Origin of the sequence: Curvibacter lanceolatus ATCC 14669 (assembly GCF_000381265.1) — a bacterium.
GTDB classification, from domain to species: domain Bacteria; phylum Pseudomonadota; class Gammaproteobacteria; order Burkholderiales; family Burkholderiaceae_C; genus Curvibacter; species Curvibacter lanceolatus.
Genome location: NZ_KB906268.1, coordinates 64,343 through 86,062, shown reverse-complemented (window position 1 = coordinate 86,062; position 21,720 = coordinate 64,343). Strand labels below are relative to the sequence as shown.

Here is a 21,720-nt window from a genome sequence, read left to right as displayed (position 1 = left end):
ATCAGGCCGGCGCGCGCCCCTCGGTCGGCGCTGACGATACGGCACCAGCAACAGGCGGCTTGGGCAGTCTGAGGCTGAATGTCGCGCCCCGACCGGGGATGGAATCCAGCATGACGGCTCCGCCGTGAAGCCGCATGACCCATTTCACCAGGCTCAGGCCGACCCCGGCACCGGCAACCGAATTGGCATTTTCACCTCGCGTATATTGCTCAAAAATGCGCTGCCGGTCCTTGTCCAGGATACCGATGCCGCAGTCGATCACTTCAATGAGGAATTCGCGCTCGTTGGCCCTCAGACGGAGCACGACCGGCTGCGGCGAGGCCGAATATTTGAGAGCGTTGTCGAGCAGATTGCTCACCGCCTGCGACAGCAGGCGTTCATCACCACGAAACGTGTCCGGGACACCGGACTCATAGTCTTCGTGGATCAGGCGTTCTGGCTGGGTAGAGTCACGGTACATGTCGGCCAGCTCGTGCAGCATGCCACGCAATGAGAAAGCTCCCATTTGAAGCGCCTCGGGCATCTGCAATTCCAGCGCATCCGCGGAGTCGAGCAAACGATGGATGAGGTCGGTCATGCGCGAAACGGCCGACCTGATCTTGAGGCAACGCGCCGCAAGGACCTCAGCATCGACTGCATCCTTGGTCCGCAGCAAGCGCTGGACATGACCATCGATGACGTTCAGAGGGGTGCGGAATTCATGTGAAACGGTCGAAATGAAATCGCTCTGCAAAGCCACCATGCGCCGTTCGATGTCGAGACTCTGTCCCAGACGCTTCGCTTGGGCGGCCAGGATCTGGCGACTTCGGTTCAACTCCTCGGTGTTGTCACGAAATCGGAGCACGGCCCGGGCCATCTCACCCATTTCATCACGTCGCTGCAGACCCGGCACCTGGACCTGCAACTGGCCCGCCCCGATCTTGTTCATGATGTCCACCAGATCCAGCATGGGCTTGGAAACCACGGACACGAATCCGGCAATTGCGGTCAGCACTAGGAACAGGGCCACGAACATGACCATCAGGATCATTCCGAAGGCCTGCCTGTAGGCCGCCGACTGTCGATCGACCGCAACCCGTGCCCCTTTGATGTTGTTGTTCATCAACTGCAGCAAGCTGTGGTTGGCAATGTTGTAGGCCTGCAGTGAAGGGCCGCGGTACAAGTTCCTGGCATCTTCCACCCTCCCTTGCAGTGTCAGCGAGACGACCTCATCGGCATGTTCGCGATAGGTCCGCCATTCACGCTGGAACTCCTCGTACAGCAGGGCCTCGCTGGCATCGTTCACGATGCGTCCGAACTCCTGGAGGCTGTGCTTGACGGTGCGGTCGAGCTCCCGGAACTGGCCTACAGCGTTCACCCGGTCCCTCGGGGCGGGGGAAATGATCAGATCGCCTTCGGCGGTCCTGAGATCGGAGATGAAATTGTTGAGGTCGCCCATGATGCGCGTGCTCTCCAGCCAGTGGGCACTGATCTCGCGCGACACCCCGTTGAACTCGCTCAGGCGGTACACGCCGACCAGGCCCACCCCGAGCACCAGAAACAGGAAAGTGAGAAAAATCACCAACAGGCGCAGCCGGATGGAATAGATGTATCGGACCGTCTGCAACTGGTCGCCAGACCCGAAGAAAAAACGGATGATGGCCGCGAACTGGAGATTGAGCTTTGCTATCATTTGCAGTCAGCCTGGCGCCCTGTCAGGGGCAACATTTCAAGATCTACAGCCATGGAGTTTTCGGCATGGAAGACCCAATCGGCCATCCTCAGCAACGTATTTTGTGTGTTGAAGACGATCAGGATACCGCCGAGCTCATCGCTGAGGAACTGACAGATCAGGGCTTCCAGGTCGAGGTCGCCCGGGATGGATTTCATGCCCTGAGCAGCCTGCTGCGGCAACGCCCGGATCTTGTCTTGTGCGATGTGACGATGCCGGGCATGGATGGATTTGAATTGCTGCAGCAAATCAATGCCCTGGCTCCGCGATTCATCGATCTCCCGTTCATCTTCCTGACCGCCCTGGGGCAACGCACCGCAGAGCTCAAAGGCCGGCAGATGGGGGCGGATGACTATCTGACCAAACCCGTCGATTTCGAAATACTCCTGTCGATCATCCGCACGCGGTTGGCCCGACTGCAAGGCCAACGAGCCCAGGCGCCGAGCGTGGAGTTGAGCGAACGCGAAATAGAGGCACTGACATGGTCTGCTCGGGGCAAGACCTCGAGTGAGATCGCGATCATCCTCGGCCTGTCCAAACGGACCATTGATTTCCACATCGACAACGCGCGCACCAAACTGGGAGTCGCAACACGGATCGAGGCGGTGGTGAAAGCAGCCGCGAGCGGCATCATCCATCAGTACAAAGGCTGAGGTCACACCCCACTCAAGGTGACGCCGCTGTCGCAGAGGATGCGCCTGAATCTGTGGCGCTGGGCCCGGAACCGGCCGCAACCGACGGACGCTGGAAAAGCCCTGTGACACGATTCGTCGCTGTACTTGTCCCCACTGATCGCTGTGGCTGGTTGACTGAGCCAGCATTACCCGTATTTCCAGCGGATGGGATCGATGGCACGGGCGTTGATGAATTTGTGTTGGGCGGGGCTGCTGCGCCGTTGCCCATAACAACGCCGCCGACTCCTGCAGGATTTTGGGCCGCATTCGCCGTGGCAGGGACTGCTCCGGCCCGCACCATGGAGTTGGGCGGCGGGACGGCGGCTCCTCCAATTGCGGCTCCAGGGACCGTGGCGCCACCACCGACAACACCAGCTGACGCATACCCCAGCACTCGGCTTTGTCCATCAATGGCCCCCGCGCCCGATCCCGCGATCATGCGATTTGCGGGACGCACCAGCAGCGCCCCGGTAGCGGGCGACACTGCCAAGCACCACAAGGGAGAGAGGGCGCCGACGATTGCAATGGTTCGCACACCCCATCGCCGTGCTCTGTATTTCCCCATCAAGGGGACTGGCCAACAATTTGAACTGCACCGCATGTCATCGACCCGAATGGATGTCCACCCCTGCCACGACATCCGTCATTGTGGCGTTCTTGATGAACAAGGTCCGCAGCGCCGGAACCACCACCAACAACATGACAGGTCCTATCAGCAAACCACCAACCACAACAGTGGCCAATGGTCGCTGCACCTGGCTGCCGATGCCGTGGGAAATCGCCGCCGGGAACAGCCCGATACAGGCCGACAGAGCGGTCATCAACATGGGCCGCATCCGCTGGCTGGCAGCGTGGAACATCGCATCGAGTGCGTTGAGCTGGGTCTGCTCTCGGGTCTGATTGAAGTAGGTCGTCATGAGGATCCCATCCATGACGGTGATCCCGAACAGCGAGATGAAACCGATGGCCGCAGAGATGCTGAAATCCAAGCCTGAGACGCTGAGTGCAATGATGCCACCACTGATGGCGAATGGCAGGCCGGCCAGCACGAGGAAACTGTCTCGCCAGGAATTGAACAAGCCATAGAGCAACACCAGAATCAGCACCATACTCAACGGTACGATCACCAACAGGCGTTCTTTCGCCTTCTGCAAGTCCTCGAATTCTCCGGCCCAACTGATGCGGTAGCCGCGCGGCAACTCGATTTTCCTCGCAATCAATTCCTGGGCTTCGGACACCGTCCCACCCAGATCCCGCCCCCGCACGCTGAACTTGATGGGGATGAAGCGGGCTGTCGACTCGTGATAGATGTAGGCGGCGCCGGTGTCCAATGTAATTTCCGCGATATCAGACAGGGGAATGTAGGCTGTGGAACCGCTGGAGGTCTGATACCCAACGCGGAATTCGCGCACGGCCTGGATCGAGTCACGAAATGGTTTGTCAGCCCGCACCGTGAGATTGAATTGACGGTCGTTTTCATAGACGGTGGTTGCCACCGCCCCGGCCAGTCCGGCCTGGATCACGGTGGTCACGTCGCCTGTGTTGAGGCCATAGCGAGCGGCTTTCTCCCGGTTGATTTTGATGTTCAGGTTCGGCTGGCCCAGGACGTTGAAGACGCCCAGATCTTCCACCCCTCTCACCGTGGACATCAGGTCGCGGACCTGCACGGCGAGCTCCTCAAGTTTGGCGAGGTTGGGACCGATGATCTTGACGGAATTGGCCCCCTTGACGCCGGAAAGGGCTTCCTCGACGTTGTCCTGGATGTATTGCGAGAAGTTGAAAACGACCCCAGGCAGTTCATCATTGAACTCGCGCTGGATGTTCGAAACAAGTTTTTCCTTGGTTTCACCCCGCGGCCATTCATCCATGGGCTTGAGCGGTACGAAGAGCTCGACATTGGACAATGGTGCAGCATCGCTGCCATTGTCGGGCCTTCCATGCTGCGAAACCACCGTGACCACTTCCGGATGACGTAAGAGAATTTCGCGCATGGTGCGGGTTGCATCCGTACCTGCGTCCAGAGTCATGGTCATTGGCATGGCCGCCCGGATCCACAGGTTCCCCTCTTCCAACGCGGGCAAGAACTCGGAGCCGAGACGCTGTGCCAGCAAGCCGGAGAGAAGCAGAAACACTGCACCGACTCCGACCATGAACCGGCGATTGGACAGTGCCCAGCGAAGTATCGGCGCGTAGATTCTGCGCAACGTGCGGACCAACCAGGTTTCAGCTTCTTCGATGTGCTCGGGCAACAGCATCGAGGCCAGCACAGGGGTGATCGTGAATGTGGCGATGAGCGCACCAGACAGGGCATAGCCATAGGTCTTGGCCATTGGCCCGAAAATCTGTCCTTCGACCCCTTGCATGGTGAACAGAGGAATGAAGGCCGCTACGGTGATGGCCACAGAGAACAGAACGGCGCGGTCTACCTGGGTCGCACTGATGTAGATCATGCGCAGGCGGTCTGTCCAGGAGGGTTTGATCTCAGCCCCCACTGCACGCGAGGGATCGGCGCCCAAACGGCCTTCTGCAAGTTGGCTGAGCAAGGCAACCCGCTCAGCCGGCGGTGACTGAAAATTACGGAATACGTTTTCCACCAGGATCACGGCCGAATCGACGATGATCCCGAAATCCACCGCGCCGATGGACAGCAGGTTGGCATCTTCATCGCGCAACACCAGGATGATGATGCTGAACAGCAAGGCAAAGGGAATGTTCACCCCCACGATCACTGCGCTGCGCAGATCCCCCAAGAAAATCCACTGGATGAAAAACACCAGCAGACAGCCCAAGATCAGGTTTTCGAGCACCGTCCGGGTGGTCACCGCAACCAGCCCGGTTCGGTCATAGTAAGGAACGATCTTCACCCCCGCTGGCAGACTGCCATCAGAGTTCATCTGCTCGACCATGGCCTGGATCTTGGGCACGATGTCGTTGGTGTGTTGGGTCCGCCCCATCACCACGATGGCAGCAGCCACGTCATCCTCGTGGTCGCGCCCAGCGATGCTCAGGCGAGGGACGTACCCGACCTGGACCTTGGCGACATCCCCGACCCGGATCGGGACACCGTTGGATTGGGTCAACACGACGTTCTTGATGTCGTCAATCCGGTGACCTTGCGTCAAATCATCGGCACCACCGCTGTCGATCAGCCCCAGGCCGCGAATGTTGACCGACTGCTGCCCAAAACTCACCTCACGCCCACCCACATTGACATTGGCATTGCCCAATGCCGCAACCACCTGCTGCAAGGTCAGGTGATAGGCCTGCAATTTCTGATTGTCGATCGATACTTCGAAGTCCTTGGTGGTCCCCCCCCAGCTGTTGACCTGAACCACACCCGGAATCGTGCTCAGGCGACGGACGATCATCCAATCCTGTACGGTGCGCAGGTTGCTGAGTCCGAAATTCTTGGGGCCAACCACCTGATAACGATAGACCTCACCGACCAGGGACGACTGTTGAATCTGGGGTACCTGGTTCTGGGGCAGCGAGACATTCTGCTGCAGGCTCAACGCCGCCTGGGTGTAGGCGAAAAAGTAGTCGACGCCGTACTTGAATGTGACGCGTACAAAGCTCAGGCCGTAGAACGAGGTCGAGCGGATGTTCTGGATACCCGGGGTTGGATACAGGCCGATTTCCATGGGGATGGTGTAGTACTTCTCCATTTCCTCCGCGGACAGCCCCGGGGCCTGGGCCGTGATTTCGAGAATCACCGGGGCTGGATTGGGATAGGCCTCAATGTTGAGCCGGGTAAAACTCATCAGGCCGGCGCCCAGGAAGACCAGCAGGCTCAGCAAGATGATGGGTCGGCGCGACAGTCCGAACGCAATGATGGCTTTGATCACAACAGATCTCTCTCGGTTTGGAACAGGCTTACAAACAGGGCGCAGCCCCGCGGTGTTGCCAGTTCCTGGATGCTCAGTTGGCGGTCGCCAGCATGTTGCTCAGGAAGATGGCTCCCTTGGTAGCGATCATTTCGCCAGCCTGCAGGCCATCGAGAATCTGGAGGAAGCCGTTTTCCTCGGCACCGAGATGGACAGTCCTGCGCTCCATATGGCGGCCATTCTTTGTGACCCAGATCGACATCGAACCATCGCCCTCACGCACCACGGCCTCATGAGGGGCCCCCAGGGCGGTCACCGGCGCACCCGTCCTGATCCGGTAAGCGGCGTACATGCCCGCCTTCAGCACCTGTCCGGGATCGGGCACCTCGGCACGCATCTGGACCGTACGGGTGACCGGATCGACATTGGCCCCGACGACCTTGATCCTTCCACTGAACGTCTTGCCACCCAAGGCGGGCACGGTGACCTCCAAGGTCTGCCCCTCACGCAGGGCCGGGCTGTCGGCCTCCGTGGCATTGATAAGTAACCACTTGATCGAGGTGTCAGCCACCACAAAGGGCGCCGGTGCGTTGCCCGGCTGTACCAGCAAGCCAGGCTGGGCCGAGCGCGCCGTCACCAAGCCAGCGACCGGACTGCGGACCGTCAGGGTGGCATCGATCTTGCGTTGGGTTTCGATGCGTTCAATCTCGGCATCCGTTTTGCCGAAGATGCGCACCGCCTCGCGCGCCGATTTGAGGCTGGCCTCGGCACTCATCTGATCCGATACCGCCTGCTCATAGTCTTTCTGTGCAAGCCCCTGGACGGCATACAGGGCCTGTGCCCGGTGCAAGGCGGAAGTCGTGAGATCGTAGACGCCGCGCGTCGTGAGCAAGGTGGATTCGGCGGCCGCCAGATCGGGGCTGTCCAGAGTGAACAAAACCTGCCCCCGCTTGACCCGGTCTCCAATATCTGCCATGGCCGCGATGATCTTGCCCTGGTAGGACGTGAACACCTGCGTCGTCAAGTTTTCATTGAAGTCGATGCTGCCCAGGGCTGAACGTTGAAGCTGGAAGACATGCGTCCCGATCGGCTGGATCGAAAGCAGATCCGCTTGTGCTGCATTCACGTCCACGGTGTCCCTGCGGCCTCCGGGCCGCGACTCGCCAGCATTTTCACCTTGTACCGCCGCGGGCCCCTCCTTGTTCCGTCCGAACAGGTACACGCCCCCCAGACCGACCACCAAGGCCAAGCCCATCACCACTCCGATCCATGCTCTGCGCTGCATTCCTACACTCCGATGCCAGTTCGGCTCGATCTTCGGCAGGCAGCCCTACAGCGTCTACTGTGATCTGTGACAGTTGCTCAGCGAACCTCGTCTTTCTAGGATGACGCCATGAATGATTTCTCATACCCTGCAGGCGCCCCAGGCCCGAGAAGCTTAAAGTGGCGCATCTTATGGCTCGTCCCTGAGGTGCTGACCCGGGCCCGCCGGCTGTACGGGCTCAAGCGACAGGAGCGCAACATCCTGTTGACCTTGTTGGCGCTGGCTGCGCTGATCCAGGGCATAGCCAGCCTGTTGCCTTGGCTAAACTGGTTAACATGGCCTTGGGTGGTGTTCTGCGGCCTCTCTGCCTGGCACGCCTGCACCAGCCCGAAGGCAGTTGTGGGCACGAGCTCCCGGAGCGTTTTGACAGGCGTTCTGGCAAGCCAGCTGCGGCGCCATCAAAGCAATTACGCCCTGTTTCTGTACGGCCTGCTGGGCCTGCTGGTTCAGAGAGGTAGCGCCGAAGCGCTCAGGATCCTGCCCTCAGTCTCCCCGCTGTTTCCTGGCGCCACGGCATCCCTGTTGCCTTTCAGTCTCAGCGACGCAATCGCTGTGCTCTATGTGGCGATCTGCTCGGCCCATCTCGCCGCTGACGACAAAGACCCTCTCATCGCACTCAGCAAGGCGTTCCGAGAGTTACTGTCATCACCGCTCTCATGGTGCGTTCTGATCGGCATTCAGGCCCTGGCCTTGGTTGGGCCAGCCGTCTGGTTGGCCGGGCAGTTCCATGCGCCGGCCTTGACCTCGGTTCTGGTGCATGCAGTCTTTGCCTCATTGAGCCTGGCTTGGGTAGTGGCCTCCAACTCACAGCAAGCGGCACATCCCCTATAACAGTGCCGTTGACGATGTCCCAGCCTTGGTGCGTCTCATTCGCCAGCGTACTTGCCGAACTCTGGGCGAACAGCTCAGGACCGGCGTTGCGCAGATCATGGGCGAGGTATGCGCGATGGCGGTGCACACCGTGCTGCGGCCAGCGCTGTCCTGGCAGCGTTACCTCAGTCGCCGTGTTGAAGCCAAGTCAATAACCGTTCAAAACCGATAAACGGTCATATACCGAGTATGAGTGGTGATTGGATTCAGACGATCGGTTGTCCAATTGAAAATAAAAACGACAAAGCAGGGAGCCAGAGAACAGGATCCCCATCATGAGGCTGCAACAAGGCTTCACGTTGCTTGAATTGCTGGTGAGCATCGCCATCGTGGCCATCATGGTTCGGCTGGCAGTGCCGTCCTATCAATTCATCATCAACAGCAGCCGCATATCAGGCGAGCTGAATGGTCTGCTCACCTCGTTCCAGTTTGCCCGGGCCGAGGCGGTCAGACGCGGGCTCTCTGTCACTGTGTGCAGCAGTGCCAATGGCACGAGTTGCTCAAGCACGAACAATTGGAAGTCCGGATGGTTGGTGTTCGTGGACGTGAACAACAATGCGTCGCTGGACGCCGGTGATACCGTCCTGCGTCAGCAGGCCACCCTGGCCTCAGCCAACACCGTGGTCGCAGACAACAGTGTGAGCACCGTGCGCTTCAATCGCGAGGGCATAGCGGCCGGCCTGCCCGCCGACCCGGTGACCTTCACCTTCACGCCGCCCAGCAACGCGAGCACCCAGAAGCGCTGCCTGGCAGTGGGCGCCGCTGGGCGCATGACGGTCGAGTTGCCCGGCGTCGGAGGCTGCTAATAATGAATCTCTCCATATCACGACACACCCGGGCCAGGGCCGGCGTCGCCCTCATCGAGGTGATGATCTCGCTGCTTATCGTCTCCGTGGGCTTGCTGGGCATTGCCAAGATGCATGCCTTAGCCATCGGCAATACCCAGGTGGCAGGCAGCCGCGCGCTGGCCTCGATCTATGCCGCCAGCCTGTCGTCGGCTATGCATGCCAATCGGGCCTATTGGCAGGCGGGCCTGGCACCGGCGAGCACTACGGTGGTGGGCACCACCATCGGCGACGCCACCCTCAATGGGCAGACGGCCAACTGCATCTATTCCAGCGCCAATACCAGTCCCAGCTGCACGCCGGTGCAGATGGCCAGTGCCGACCTGAAGACCTGGGGCCAGAGCCTGCTGCAATTGCCGGGCGGCAATGGCCTGGTCGCCTGCTCGACGACCGTGGGGCTGCCGGTCACCTGTACGGTCAAGGTGAGCTGGAACGAGAAGTATGTGGGCCTGAACACAGGCACCCTCAACAGCAGCCAGCAGACGGCCACGAAGACCTTCATCGCCCTGGTGGAACCATGATCCATCGCTACTCCCCCCATTCACGCAAAGCGCGCCAGGCGGGCTTCAGTCTGCTTGAGACCTTCATCGGCATCACCATCGGCCTGTTCATCCTGGCGGGCATCGTCACGGTCTTTGGCAGCACGCGCCAGAACTTCACTGCCCAGACCGGCATGAGCCAGTGGCAGGACAACGAGCGGACCGCGATGACCCTGCTGACCACGGTGATCGAGCACGCGGGGTACTACTACAACCCCCAAAGCCAACTGGCCACCACGGCCTTCCCGGCGACCACCCAGTTTCCCACGGCCGGCCAGGTCGTCACGGGCACCTCCGGTAGCACCGCGGGCAACGACACCGTCACCGTGCGTTACTTTCCATCCACCTCTGGCGGCAGCACCTCTGACTTCATGGAGGATTGCAATGGCGGCATCGCCGGCAGCAGCAGCACGGCAATGTCGATTAACACATTCGCGCTCAACTCTAGCAACGAGCTGACCTGTGCGGTTGGCACGCAGACGGCGCGGGCCCTGGTTGGAGGGATAACAGGGTTCTCGGTGCTCTATGGGGTGGACTCGGATGGCAACGGCTCGGTCAACGGTTATTTCCCCGCATCCGCCATGACCAACGCCACCTGGGCCACGGTGGTCTCCGTGCAGGTGACCCTCACGTTCACCAACCCCCTGGACAGCACCCAGCCGATCACCTCGGTGCGCGTCATCAACCTCATGAGTCACGCCTGATGAAAGCTCATCCATCGATCGGCCGTCGCCAGCGCGCCCAGAAGGGCATTGTCCTGATCACCGCCATGATCATCCTGGTGGTGACAACCGTGCTTTCTGTTGCGATGTTCCGCAACTTTGGTGTGCTGGAGCGCATGTCGGGCAGCAGCATGGAAAAGCAGCGCACTTTCAATGTGGCCCAGAACACTCTTCAATATGCCGAGTGGTGGGTCAGCCAGGGCAATGGCGGAGCCGGATCGAGTTGCTCGTCCCTGTTGAGCGCTGATGCCAGCCCGCCCACAACCCAGGTGTGCAGCAATGGCCTGCTCAGCACTGCGGCCACCAGCACTCAGGCCCAGGTGTCTGCGGTGCCCTGGAAGACCTCAGGGGGCACTGATCTGGGCGTGGCCTACACCCCACCCAACCTGACCGTCTCGAGCACGCCGGGTGGTGGGGCTGTGGCCATCAAGCCCCGTTTTTATGTGAGTCCGCTGGGCACCGATCCGAGCGGGATCGTACAGCTCTATCAGGTCAGTGCCATGGCCGAGGGCGCTACCGCTGACACGATTGCCGTTGTGCAAAGTGTCTTCGGTGTCAAAAGCAATGTGGTCGATGCAGGAGGCCTGTGATGAAGACAAACACATATCGCCAATGGCTGTCGGGCTTGCTTGTGGCGGGCTTGCTGTTCAGCGTGGCAGCCCATGCGCAGAACGTGATTGTCCAGGACAACTTCACCGGGGCCACGGCCTCGCAGAACTGGCTGGTCTTCGACGGTGCCTGCCTCACGGCTGGCAATGGCTCGGGCTCCATACCTGCCTGTTATGGCAACAGCTACTACAGCGGCGTGACGCTCTCGGGGGGGCAGACTGGCACGTTGCCCGACACCACGGGCAACGGTGCGCTGCGTTTCACCAACAACACTAACAACGAGACGGGTGCGATCGTCTCCAATTTCACTTTCCCGTCAGGCAGCGGCATTGCCGTCACCTTCTCTACAGTCACCTATGGCGGCACTGGGGCTGACGGCATTAGCTTCTTTCTCATGGATGGCTCGTTGACGCCCAGTGCCGTGGGTGGTCTCGGGGGGAGCCTGGGTTACTCGTGTTCCAACGTCAACAGCAAGTACAACGGCCTGGTCGGCGCCTACATCGGCCTGGGCATCGACGAGTACGGCAACTTCCTCAATGCCGGTGACAACGCCTCGACCGGCAACGGCTTCCAGGCGGGGCGTATCGGCCTGCGTGGTTCGGGCAACACGGCGTGGAGTTGGCTCAATGCCAATTACCCCAATTGGTACCCCTCCAGCCTGTCCAGCAGCAACCAGCAGACGGCCGTGCAGACGACCTGCAGCAGCGGCTACCTCTGGGATTTCTCAAAAAGTGTCTACAACCCGACCAAGAAGACCCAGATCACCTACAACTACAACCTGATCACTGGGGGCTATGTGACCTTGCCCTCGAACACGCCGCTCTACACCAACGCGACCACCCGCCCCAGTGCGGTGCCCATCACCTACCAGCTCAAGATCACCCAGGACAGCCTGCTCAGCCTGTCCTACAGCTACAACGGCGGGGTGTACCAGCCGGTGTTGACCAACCAGTCGATTGCCAGCGCTAACGGCACACTGCCCAGCACTTTCCGATTCGGATTCTCGGGTTCCACCGGGGGATCGAACAACATTCATGAAGTGACCTGCTTCCAGGCGGCACCCGCCTCGCAGTCGGCTAGTTCCTCAGGCATCAACACCCAGCAGACGGGACAGGTCAAGACTGGCACGCAGGTTTATCTGGCCTACTACCACACCAACAACTGGTGGGGTCAGATGACCTCTCAGAACCTGGTCTACAACAGCAGCACCGATTCGGTCAGCATCGCCTCGGTCGCCAACTGGGATGCGTCGTGCGTGCTCACCGGCGGCACCTGTACGGCCACCGGGAGCACCAACACCGCCCAGGGTTCTTCGGCTCGCAACATCCTGACCTGGAGCGGCAGCGCTGGAATCCCCTTCCAATGGAACAGCCTGAGCTCCAGCCAGCAGACGGCGCTGACCCAAGGCGACAGCACGGCCAATGCCAATCGGCTCAATTTCCTGCGTGGCGACCGCAGCAACGAGTTAACCACCAGTGGCACCGGCCTGTACCGCCAACGCACCAGCGTGCTGGCCGACATCCAGGACTCGGCCCCCGCATGGGTGGGCCCTCCGGCTGCACCCTATGCCGACACCTGGTCGGACAAGCTAAACGCCTCGGGGTCCCTGCCCGAAAATACCACGGGTGTGCAGAGCTACTCCAGCTTCAAGACCGCTGCCGCCACGCGGCAGAACGTGGTCTATGTGGGGGCCAACGATGGTCTGATGCATGGCTTCCGATCGGGCTCTTACGACAGCAGCGGCAACTATGTCAACAACAGCACCACACCCAACGATGGCCAGGAGGTGCTTGCCTACATGCCTGCGGCCGTGCTTAGCAGCATCCACAGCACCACGGCTGCGCTCGACTACAGCAACACCCAGTACGCGCATGCCTTCAATGTGAATGGCAGCGGTTACACCGGCGACCTGTACTACAACAGCGCCTGGCACACTTGGCTGGTCGGCGGGTTGGGCGCGGGCGGGCAGGGCTTCTACGCCCTGGATGTCACCGACCCCACGCAGTTCAGCGAAAGCAATGCCAGCAGCCTGGTGATCGGTGACTGGACCAACTCCAGTATCAGTTGCAGTAACGTGAGCAACTGCGGCAACTACCTGGGTTATACCTTCGGCACGCCACAGATCCGGCGCTTTCACAATGGCCAGTGGGGCTTTGTGCTGGGCAACGGATTCAACAGCAGCAATGGCACTGCCGGCATTTTCGTGGTGCTGGTCAGCCCCAGCACCGGCGCCAAGACGGTCTATTACTTCGACACGGGCAGTGGTTCCAGCAGCGCCAAAAATGGCATTGCCTATGTCACGCCGGCTGATCTCGATGGGGACCACATCATCGATTACGTGTATGCCGGCGATGTCAAAGGCAACATCTGGCGTTTTGACATGACCAGCTCGACACCCTCGAGTTGGGCCGTGTCCAAGTTCGGTCGCTCGACGGCCACCGCCCTCTTTAGCACCCCCAGCGCGCAGCCGATCACGACCAAGCCTGTGGTCGCCATCGTGCCGGCCCTGTCTGGTAATCCGCGAGTGATCGTGTCGTTCGGCACCGGCAATAAGACGCCCCAGACCACGAGTTCGGCCGCCGTCTATGCCAGCGGCACCCAGAGCTTGTATGGCATCTGGGACTGGGACATGAGCGGTTGGAACGGCAAGGCTGGCTCCACGGCCCAGATGAACAGCCTGGCAGGCCCGGTGACGCTGAGCACCACCAATCTGCAGGTGCAGACGGTCTCCCTGATCAGTAGCACCAGCTACCGCACGGTGTCCAGTACCAAGGTGTGCTGGCAGGGCGCCAGCGACTGCAGTTCCGGCAACAACAAGTACGGCTGGTACCTGAACCTGCCCACCACCAACGAGCAGGTGGTCTACAGCCCAGTCCTGTATCAGGGTGCCCTGATCGTGAACACCACTATTCCGGCAAACAACACGCCGCTGAACTGTGCCAGCAACCTTGATTCGGGCTGGACCATGGCGATCTCCATGGGCTCGGGGGGCTCGTTCGTCCAGTCCTTTTTTGCGGACAGCACGGGCAAGTTCGTGAACTATGCTGGTGTGGTCGTGAGCGGCCTGCAACTCTCCGCCGTGGGTAGCCCCTCTGTGGTGACAGCGGGCCCCAGTGGCGGCACCAAGACTCCTTACATCGTCAACCAGACCAGCTCTGGCACCGGCGACGTGCGCAAGATCAACCCCCCGGGCGGCACCACCGGCGCTCGGGTCACCTGGCAACAAATCCGGTAATGAGCACGATGCCCCCTTCACCCGAGAGAACCATGCCCCATCGAAACACCCACCGCTCTATGATTGCCGGCTTCACCCTGATTGAGCTGATGATTGCCGTCGCCATTGTTGGCATCCTCACGGCAGTGGCCTTGCCCGCCTACCAGAAGCAGATCCTCAAGTCTCGCCGCACCGACGCCAAGACGGCTCTGTTGGACTTGGCTTCGCGCGAAGAGCGCTACATGAGCACCAATCAAGCCTATGCCAGCAACGGTACCCTGCTGGGTTTTAGCAGTGACTTTCCCGTTAGCGTGCCCTCGGGCAGTGCCGCCACCTACACACTCAGCGTGACCTTGAGCAATAGCAATGGCAGCTACACCCTGACGGCCACCCCGACGGGCAACCAGACCCAGGACACCTGTGGCTCTTACACCCTGACCAGCCTGGGCGTTCAGGGAATCAGCGGGGGCAGCATGAGCGCCGCGGACTGTTGGAAGTGACCTAGCGAACGGTTGGAACCAATGATCGCTAAGTGGCCCTGATGAGCACGAGTCGGTACCTTTGGTGATCTTGCGCTAAAGATGTTGTGTTCAAAAGTGCTGCGGATCCGATAACTGCGTTGCGGCGTCTGCAGTCCATCGGGGCATGTAGAGGCAACATGACCTCGGCCTGAACCTGTCGACAGGCCGCACAAGTAAAGCGCAAATTCTCGACGAGATGGAAGCGATGGTGCCCTGCGCGAACTGACGGTGCTGATTGAAACTGCGGCACCGCGCAATCCTACGGGCCGGCCACAGTTTGGCCACGAGCTCATGATGCGTCTGTGGCATCGAAGTAGCGAACGAAGCAGTAAGCTTACCCAAGTTCCAGGCATTGGTCCGCTCCCGGCGAGCGCGTTGGTGGTCTCCATTGGGGATGTGAAGAACTTCGATGGATGTCGGCACCTTACGTATGCGGTCAATAAACCCCGCCCTTTGCACCACCTGCACAAGCTGAGAGGCTACGTTCCCATGTAGGTTACGTGGGAACGTGATGTCAGAGTGGATTTCAGATTTGGCGCAGCGCCTTGTCGTCAGCCGTAAAAGAGATGGTCGCTGCGTCTATGACGAGCAAGCCAAACGTGAGTTGATCCTGGCCTGTCAGCAGCCAGGAATCTCTGTGTCCAAGGTGGCCCGCCAATGCGGGATCAACTCCAATCAACTCAGTGGCTGGATTCGGCGCCACGAACGCGAGGCCAACGATTGCGCCAAGCCAATTCCAGTCAACCAGGTCACCATTGAACCTGTGCCGGAAGCAGCGTCGGTGCTGCCAGCCTTCATCCCTGTGAAGGTTACTCCGAAGCAGACGCTGAGCAACTTGGTTGGCAATTCAACATTCGCCATTCAAGCCACGTTGCCCAATGGCGTACTGGTCGATCTCCACGAGATTGAAGCCCAGCAACTGGGCGTTGTGATCGAGACGTTGGGGAGGTTGCGATGTTCCGCTTCGACGAAGGATTGAAGGTCTATTTGCATCGCGATCCCGTGGACTTCCGCTTGAACATCAATGGTCTGACCGTTTTGGTGGAGCAGGCGCTGGGCCTGGATCCGTTTGCCCGATGCGTCTACGTGTTCAGCAATCGCAAGCGCGACCGAGTCAAGGTCTTGGGTTGGGATCGCAACGGCTTCTGGCTGCTCCTCAAACGCCTTGAGAAGGACCGATTCATCTGGCCATCGGCCAATGCGGTGCCCACGCTGACGGTCGAGCAACTGCACTGGTTGCTCGAGGGCATCGACATCGCCGTGGTGCAACGCCACGCACAAATTCGCTACGCCAGCGTGGCGTGAAGGAACAATGATGGGACATGTCAATCCAAGCTGCCGTGTCCTCTGTTGCCGCCATCACTGCCGAAGAACTCGCCGCACTCATTGCTGAGCGTGACGCGCTTGCTGGTGCACTGCGGGTGGCCACCACCGAGCGGGACCTGGCCCTGGAACGGCTCCGCGCTCTGCAGCGCCAACTGTTTGCGGCGAAGAGTGAGGCCCGCAGTACCGATCAGAAGGACCTGTTTCTCAACGAGGCCGAGGCCCTCGCACCTACTGACCAAACGGCGCCGGCGCAAGCCGAGCCAGAGGAGTCGACCCCGGTTACCGGCCACCAGCGCAAGAAGCCCGGCCGCAAGCCGCTGGACCCAGCACTGCCACGCGAGATCGTGCGCCACGAGCTGCCAGAGTCCGAGCGAATCTGTGCCCATGACGGTCATGCGCTGGTGGAGATCGGTGCGGACGTGAGCGAACAACTTGACGTCATCCCCGAGCAGGTGCGGGTGCTCCAGCACCACCGCATCAAGTACGCCTGCCCCTGCTGTGACCAGAGCCTGAAGGTCACACCAGCGCCGTCACGCATCATCCCGCGCGGGTTGCTCTCGGAGCAAGCCCAGGCCTGGGTCATCACCGGCAAGTACCAGTTCGGCATGCCGCTGTACCGCACCGCGGCCTTGTTGCGTCGATTCGGTGGTGACTTGGCAAGCAACACCTTGGCCGCAGGGGGCGTACGCATCGGTCAAGCCGTGCAGCCGGTGATCAACTTGCTGCGCGATCACCTGCTGGACTCGGATCTGATCTACGGCGACGAGACAACGGTACAGGTGCTCAAGGAGCCTGGACGCAAGGCTCAGACCAAGAGCTACATGTGGGCCCAGATGAATGGTGACGGGCGGCCGGTGCGATTGTTCGCCTATGCACCCGGGCGCGGCGCTGTGCATGCCGAGAAGCTGTATGCCGGAATCCGAACTGGCGCCACGCTCATCACCGACGGCTACGAGGTCTACAACGGCATTGCAAAGACGGGCAAGCTCACGCATCTGGGGTGCTGGGTCCACGCGAGGCGCCCCTTCATTAAGGCGGAGGAAGCCATTCCGAAAGCGGCTCGCTCACCCGATCAGCTTGCCAGTCGATTCGTGCGGCTCATTGGCAAGCTGTACAGGGCAGAAAGTGCAGCCAAGGATTGGACGCCGACCAGGAGGCTGCGCCTGCGCTCACGTTACAGCGCGAGGATCGTGAGTGAAATTGAGCAACTGCTGCTCACGCACCTGCACGCAGTGGCGCCATCGAGCCTATTGGGCGAAGCCCTGCACTACCTGCACGGGCAGTGGCCCAAGCTCATCCGCTTCCTGGAAAACGGTAACTGGCCGTTGGACTCCAACCCAGTGGAAAACGCAATCCGACCCTTCGTGGTGGGGCGGAGGAGCTGGTTGTTCGCAGATACCGTGGGCGGTGCCAACGCCAGCGCCAATCTGTACTCGCTGATCGAGACAGCGAAGGCCAACGGCATCGACCCGTATCACTACCTCGTCGCGCTGTTCAAGCGCCTGCCTCTGGCGCAGACCGTGGATGACTACGAGGCTTTGTTGCCCTGGAACATTGGTTTGGAATCCAAGTAGGCCAACAGGTCGGGCAGGGCTTGCGCCCACCACGCAAGTGCGTGGTTTATTGAGCGCTTACCACCTTACGGCGTTGCTGGGCTTGGTGCCCAAGCAGCAGTAGTCCGGTGGCGAGTCGAACTTGTTTGGCATGAGCAAGCGTGGAGAAGCATCCGAGTCGGACTGCGCCGAGGCGATCACCTTGTCACGCTGTATTGGCTCGTGGCTACAACCGAGCGGTCCACTCGACGTAACTGTCGAACGGGGCAGGCATGGACATCAAGTGGCATGTTTCCACGGAACCGGGTCAACTCCAGTGAGCGTGTGCCGGAAGGCTTCGTTCGGCCATCTGCTTGTGGCTTAGATGAACTTTGGGATGTATCAGTGTTGATTTCCATGCAATCCGAACCCACCAATTCCATCTCGATCTGACCCACCCTGTTGCGTGAACTTGAAGCTCACGTTGTGGATAAGTTCTTGGCGTTCCTTTCCTTTTTAGATTGGGGTTGCTGGGCAGAACTGTTCTTGAATCGGTAGCTGCCCGTTCCGGGCTTGCCGATGATCAGCGCGTTGGCCCCTTCAGCGATGAACTTGAGGGTGTGCAATTCGAAGCAGGCTTGGCGTGGAAGTTTGGGGTTAAAGCGCCAATCGAGGTCGGCCAGAGTCGCTCTCTCGCTCAGACCCGAGCGTTTGAAGCGGCGCTCCATCAGGCGAGAGCGGCGCCGGTCGAGTTCGTCTTGCAGCACGGCGGCAAAGGTTTCAAGAAAGGGTTGCTGGGCCGCCTGGGCCTGCATGACGCGGGTGGACAGGGTCTCGGCAATGCCCGACAGGCGCAACTCGCGCAGGGCGCGTTCAATCTCGTTCATGTTCATGGCTGGGTGCTTTCTTGGCTGAGCGGGGCCGAGGTGGTGGTGCTGACTGCCTGGGCAAACAGGTCCGCGTATTCGTCAGCGCTGCGGATGAGTTCGTGGTGTTGGATGAACAAGTCGGCCTGAGGTGATGCAGGTTCAGGCGTGGGCGTTGATGCGGTTTGCAGATCGGCCAAAGCCTTGACCACCAGTTGCTCGGTCAGCGCCTTGACATGGCCATAGCTGGTGACGCCTTGCTCCATGGCGGCCGCGCAGGCCGCATCGATGAAGTGGTGGGGGTAGCGCTTGGCCAGGTTCACGATGCCCCACAGCTTGCGTTGACCCACTCGGCCCTCAATGGCAAACAGCATCTGGCACAACCGATCGGCCTGAGCACCGATGGCACGCGCCTGGGCCAGGATGAGGCGGGTCTCGCGCGAGGGGTTGAACACCCGCTCGGCCATGGGCAGCACCACGGTGCCAGGACGATCCACCCTGGCGTGGGTGCGCAGCAAGGCCTGGGTGCCCAGCTCCCGAATCTCAATGCGACGCTCGAACAGGCGCACCAACACCTTGGAGCCGATGCGGGCCGGGCGGGCTGCGTAGCTGCTGTGATCAACACGGATGCAGCTGTCGTCGCACACGGTGCGCTGCACCTCGGTGAAGTACTGCATGGTGCTGGCCGGCAGGGCTTGCAGGTGAGCGCGCTCCTCCTCGAACATGGCCTGCACCTGACGGCGTTCGGCACCGTGTATACGCGAAGCCGCCCACTTGCTCTCCCAGTGCTCCAAGAACGCGTTCTGCTCTTGCAGGGTCTCAAAGCGGCGACCCTTGAGGGCTGTGGCCTGGGTGTGCTGAATCGCGTTCTCTACCGTGCCTTTACGGTTGGGGTCGCGCACGCGGGCCGGGTCGGCCACCACCTCGTAGTGGGCCAAGGTGGCCGCGTAGACCGGGTTGAGGGCGGGCTCGTACAGGTCGGGCTTCAAGACCCCCTCCTTGAGGTTGTCGAGCACCACGTAACGGGTGGAGCCACCGAAGTACGCCCAGGCCTGTCCTCGGTTTCATAGAACTGCTTCGCAATGAACACCACTTCAAATCCACCAGCTGCTCAGCAACCTCGCACTTGTGCTTCGTGCCAATTGTGGGAAGAGCGAGAGCAAGGCTCTGAAGGCTTCAACCAAGGTCTCGGCCAGTGCTTGAACGTTCCTCAGTACCACGACGCTACAGAGGAACGTGCAGATAAGCCGGAGCCGGAGGGCTTCATGGACGGACTTGATCGCGGGCCAATCAAGCCTGAGTACCTGAGATTCAAGGCGTACGCTTTGGATGGATCGGGCTACAAGGCCGAATTGCTTGTGGCGGCCGACTTCGGATGTATCGCCCACGTGGCGAAGACGGATGAAGGCGACCCTGAGTAACGAACGGTGATGGCGGCGGTTTACCGCTCCTGAACCTCACTCTGCCCCTCGGGGCTTTACCACCCAGACGGGCAACCAATGCCCTCTGGGGCTGGGCCTGTCGCAAACCGAAAGGAACTCACATGCTGACATTTGTGACTCATCGGCCCGCAACCTTGACCCCTCCGGGGATTGGGAGTAGGCTTTCTTCCATGACACGTCCTACCTTCTTTGGTTTTTCCACCCAACAGATGGCCAAGATCGCTCAAGAAGCGATGGAGGATGCTGTTGCAGCAAATGCCAAGGCCTCGATCCCCATCACTGGGCTCGTTGATGGCCGTGTTCAGACGCTGGCCCCCACCGATCCTCGCATTCTTGCTGTTGTCTCCAAGAGCGATCTGCGCTTGGCGAAGGTGAGCGATGTCGAACGGGTCTGAGTCAACCAAGCCCACATCTCCGCCAACACTGACAGTCTTTGCAGGCCCTAACGGGTCAGGCAAGACTTCGCTCACGCGAAAGCTGATCCAACACATGGCCAACATGGGTCCGTTGGTGAACGCTGATGTGATGGCGGCGGATATGGCTGGCGCATTGGGTCAAACCAGCGCCAGCAATGAGCAAGTTCTTGAAGCGGCGCATGCTGCTGAAAGACGACGACACGAACTTCTTGAGCAAAGAAAGTCGTTTGCAACCGAAACGGTCATGTCGGATCGGAGCCGGTGGCTGAGTTTCTTCATGCGAGCAAAGGCGGCGGGCTTCCAAGTCCAGCTGATCTTTATCTCGACCGAGAATCCAGCCATCAACGTGGGTCGTGTTGCCCAGAGAGTCTCTTCTGGTGGGCATGACGTGCCCCCGGAGAAGATCATCAACCGATATCACAAGACACACGCATTTCTTCCCGAAGTGCTGGCGCTTGTCGATCAAGCCATGATCTTTGACAACAGCGCCCCCTACGGCGAACCCAAACTGGTTTTGTGCATGGGATCCGGGCATCAGTTTTATGCTGAGCTGGACGTAAGCGAAATTCCAACCTGGGCCATGACCTTGATGGTCAGCTGATCCACCACCACCCCATGACGGGCACTTGTTGCCCGTCTGGGCCGGTGCCTGTCTTCTTTCAACAGGAGCACAGGAAATGACCCAAACCACCCAGGCCCCTGCGGCCAAGACCTCCCCCGCCCTCTGCGGCAACTGCTTGAGCCCCATCGAGAACCATCCTGAAAACGGGTGCGTCGTCGGGGCCTTGTTCAAGGTGCTGCACGATCGCGGCGAGATGGAGACCAGTGAGATCCACCGCTTGCACGCCACGTGCGACGTGGACCGACTCTGGGACGAAATTGGCCTGCTGGTAGACGAGCTGGGCGATGGTGACTTCAGCGCCGCCTGATCACTTCCCTACCCTTTCAACCCTCTGAGGGATCCAGCCCTCAGAGGCTGGTACTCTCCTTTTAATCAAGGAAAAATATGCCTCTTTCACTGCGATCCGAACTGTCTCAACTCAAGCTCAATGTGAAGGTTGGGCAGGACGATACAGATGAGCGGATGACGATTGAACTCCCATGCGGGAAGGTCGTCACAATTGCTCGATCGCCTTTGGCGAAAATCAACAATCGTGACTCCTTCGACGTGTGGTTTCCTCCGTCAAAGAAGGGCATGGGCGCTGATGTCGCTCCTGGCAAATCTGCGCGTGAAGTGATTGATCTTGTGACGCGCTATGTTGCAGAGTCGGTCAAGGCATGACTC

The 21,720-nt window shown here is 60.2% G+C and carries 20 protein-coding genes and 2 pseudogenes; 17 read left to right on the top strand and 5 right to left on the bottom strand.

All coding sequences use genetic code 11. The features are described from left to right. Position 1 precedes the first annotated feature (1 nt). Positions 2–1,672 (bottom strand): HAMP domain-containing histidine kinase, encoded by a 1,671-nt coding sequence (locus F624_RS0123120; protein WP_019576746.1) that lies wholly within the window; start codon positions 1,670–1,672, stop codon positions 2–4. A gap of 65 nt (positions 1,673–1,737) precedes the next feature. Here F624_RS0123120 and F624_RS0123115 point away from each other — a divergent pair, with 65 nt between their 5' ends. After that, entirely contained in the window at positions 1,738–2,364 is a 627-nt protein-coding gene (locus tag F624_RS0123115) for a response regulator transcription factor (RefSeq protein ID WP_019576745.1), read from the top strand. 623 nt (positions 2,365–2,987) lie between these two features. Here the strand turns inward: F624_RS0123115 and F624_RS32755 are convergent. Then, complete coding sequence (locus F624_RS32755; RefSeq protein ID WP_019576744.1) at positions 2,988–6,230, bottom strand: efflux RND transporter permease subunit; 3,243 nt, start codon at positions 6,228–6,230, stop codon at positions 2,988–2,990. Between the two features lie 73 nt (positions 6,231–6,303). After that, entirely contained in the window at positions 6,304–7,494 is a 1,191-nt protein-coding gene (locus F624_RS0123105) for an efflux RND transporter periplasmic adaptor subunit (protein WP_245573716.1), read from the bottom strand. A 108-nt stretch (positions 7,495–7,602) separates the two neighbouring features. Between F624_RS0123105 and F624_RS0123100 the strand changes: the two genes are divergently transcribed. The 11 genes from F624_RS0123100 (at position 7,603) to tnpC (ending at position 17,753) form a co-directional block, all read left to right on the top strand. Then, positions 7,603–8,364: a hypothetical protein gene (locus F624_RS0123100; RefSeq protein WP_019576742.1), complete on the top strand. Its 762-nt coding sequence runs from the start codon at positions 7,603–7,605 to the stop codon at positions 8,362–8,364. 314 nt (positions 8,365–8,678) lie between these two features. Further along, positions 8,679–9,209: a GspH/FimT family pseudopilin gene (locus F624_RS0123095; RefSeq protein WP_031255978.1), complete on the top strand. Its 531-nt coding sequence runs from the start codon at positions 8,679–8,681 to the stop codon at positions 9,207–9,209. A gap of 2 nt (positions 9,210–9,211) precedes the next feature. Beyond that, a complete protein-coding gene (gene pilV / locus F624_RS0123090; protein ID WP_031255977.1) occupies positions 9,212–9,769 on the top strand; it encodes a type IV pilus modification protein PilV in 558 nt (185 codons plus the stop codon). Beyond that, the gene (locus F624_RS0123085; RefSeq protein WP_019576739.1) at positions 9,766–10,491 is read left to right on the top strand and encodes a PilW family protein; all 726 of its coding nucleotides are present in this window, start codon (positions 9,766–9,768) and stop codon (positions 10,489–10,491) included. The genes pilV and F624_RS0123085 overlap by 4 nt, the downstream gene beginning before the upstream one ends. Further along, entirely contained in the window at positions 10,491–11,099 is a 609-nt protein-coding gene (locus F624_RS0123080; protein ID WP_019576738.1) for a pilus assembly PilX family protein, read from the top strand. Before F624_RS0123085 ends, F624_RS0123080 begins: the two co-directional genes overlap by 1 nt. Next, positions 11,099–14,353, top strand: a complete 3,255-nt coding sequence (locus F624_RS0123075) for a pilus assembly protein (RefSeq protein ID WP_019576737.1) — start codon at positions 11,099–11,101, stop codon at positions 14,351–14,353. The genes F624_RS0123080 and F624_RS0123075 overlap by 1 nt, the downstream gene beginning before the upstream one ends. 32 nt (positions 14,354–14,385) lie before the next feature. After that, positions 14,386–14,832, top strand: a complete 447-nt coding sequence (locus tag F624_RS0123070) for a type IV pilin protein (RefSeq protein ID WP_031255975.1) — start codon at positions 14,386–14,388, stop codon at positions 14,830–14,832. 312 nt (positions 14,833–15,144) lie between these two features. After that, positions 15,145–15,348 (top strand): transposase, encoded by a 204-nt coding sequence (locus F624_RS36535; RefSeq protein WP_084679620.1) that lies wholly within the window; start codon positions 15,145–15,147, stop codon positions 15,346–15,348. 16 nt (positions 15,349–15,364) lie between these two features. Continuing rightward, positions 15,365–15,832 carry an IS66-like element accessory protein TnpA gene (gene tnpA, locus F624_RS34295; protein WP_031255973.1) on the top strand — a complete coding sequence of 156 codons (468 nt, stop codon included), beginning with the start codon at positions 15,365–15,367 and terminating at the stop codon, positions 15,830–15,832. After that, a complete protein-coding gene (gene tnpB, locus F624_RS0123060; protein ID WP_019576734.1) occupies positions 15,808–16,158 on the top strand; it encodes an IS66 family insertion sequence element accessory protein TnpB in 351 nt (116 codons plus the stop codon). The genes tnpA and tnpB overlap by 25 nt, the downstream gene beginning before the upstream one ends. 17 nt (positions 16,159–16,175) lie before the next feature. Continuing rightward, positions 16,176–17,753, top strand: a complete 1,578-nt coding sequence (tnpC, locus tag F624_RS0123055) for an IS66 family transposase (protein ID WP_019576733.1) — start codon at positions 16,176–16,178, stop codon at positions 17,751–17,753. A gap of 485 nt (positions 17,754–18,238) precedes the next feature. Here the strand turns inward: tnpC and F624_RS0123050 are convergent. After that, positions 18,239–18,604 (bottom strand): annotated as a pseudogene (locus tag F624_RS0123050) (ATP-binding protein); the annotation flags it as partial. Next, positions 18,601–19,632 (bottom strand): annotated as a pseudogene (locus F624_RS0123045) (Mu transposase domain-containing protein); the annotation flags it as partial. The pseudogenes F624_RS0123050 and F624_RS0123045, both read right to left, overlap by 4 nt. A gap of 27 nt (positions 19,633–19,659) precedes the next feature. On the opposite strand from F624_RS0123045, the gene F624_RS0123040 reads away from it, so the two are divergent. From F624_RS0123040 to F624_RS35010, 5 genes are all read left to right on the top strand, one after another. Next, positions 19,660–19,998 (top strand): hypothetical protein, encoded by a 339-nt coding sequence (locus F624_RS0123040; RefSeq protein WP_157443592.1) that lies wholly within the window; start codon positions 19,660–19,662, stop codon positions 19,996–19,998. 191 nt (positions 19,999–20,189) lie between these two features. Then, the gene (locus tag F624_RS0123035) at positions 20,190–20,414 is read left to right on the top strand and encodes a hypothetical protein (RefSeq protein ID WP_019576729.1); all 225 of its coding nucleotides are present in this window, start codon (positions 20,190–20,192) and stop codon (positions 20,412–20,414) included. After that, positions 20,398–21,036, top strand: coding sequence for an ATPase (locus F624_RS0123030; protein WP_084679619.1), 639 nt, complete (start codon positions 20,398–20,400; stop codon positions 21,034–21,036). The genes F624_RS0123035 and F624_RS0123030 overlap by 17 nt, the downstream gene beginning before the upstream one ends. A 76-nt stretch (positions 21,037–21,112) precedes the next feature. Continuing rightward, positions 21,113–21,364 carry a hypothetical protein gene (locus tag F624_RS0123025; RefSeq protein WP_019576727.1) on the top strand — a complete coding sequence of 84 codons (252 nt, stop codon included), beginning with the start codon at positions 21,113–21,115 and terminating at the stop codon, positions 21,362–21,364. Between the two features lie 77 nt (positions 21,365–21,441). Then, positions 21,442–21,717, top strand: coding sequence for a hypothetical protein (locus F624_RS35010; protein WP_157443591.1), 276 nt, complete (start codon positions 21,442–21,444; stop codon positions 21,715–21,717). The last annotated feature ends 3 nt before the right edge of the window (positions 21,718–21,720 follow it).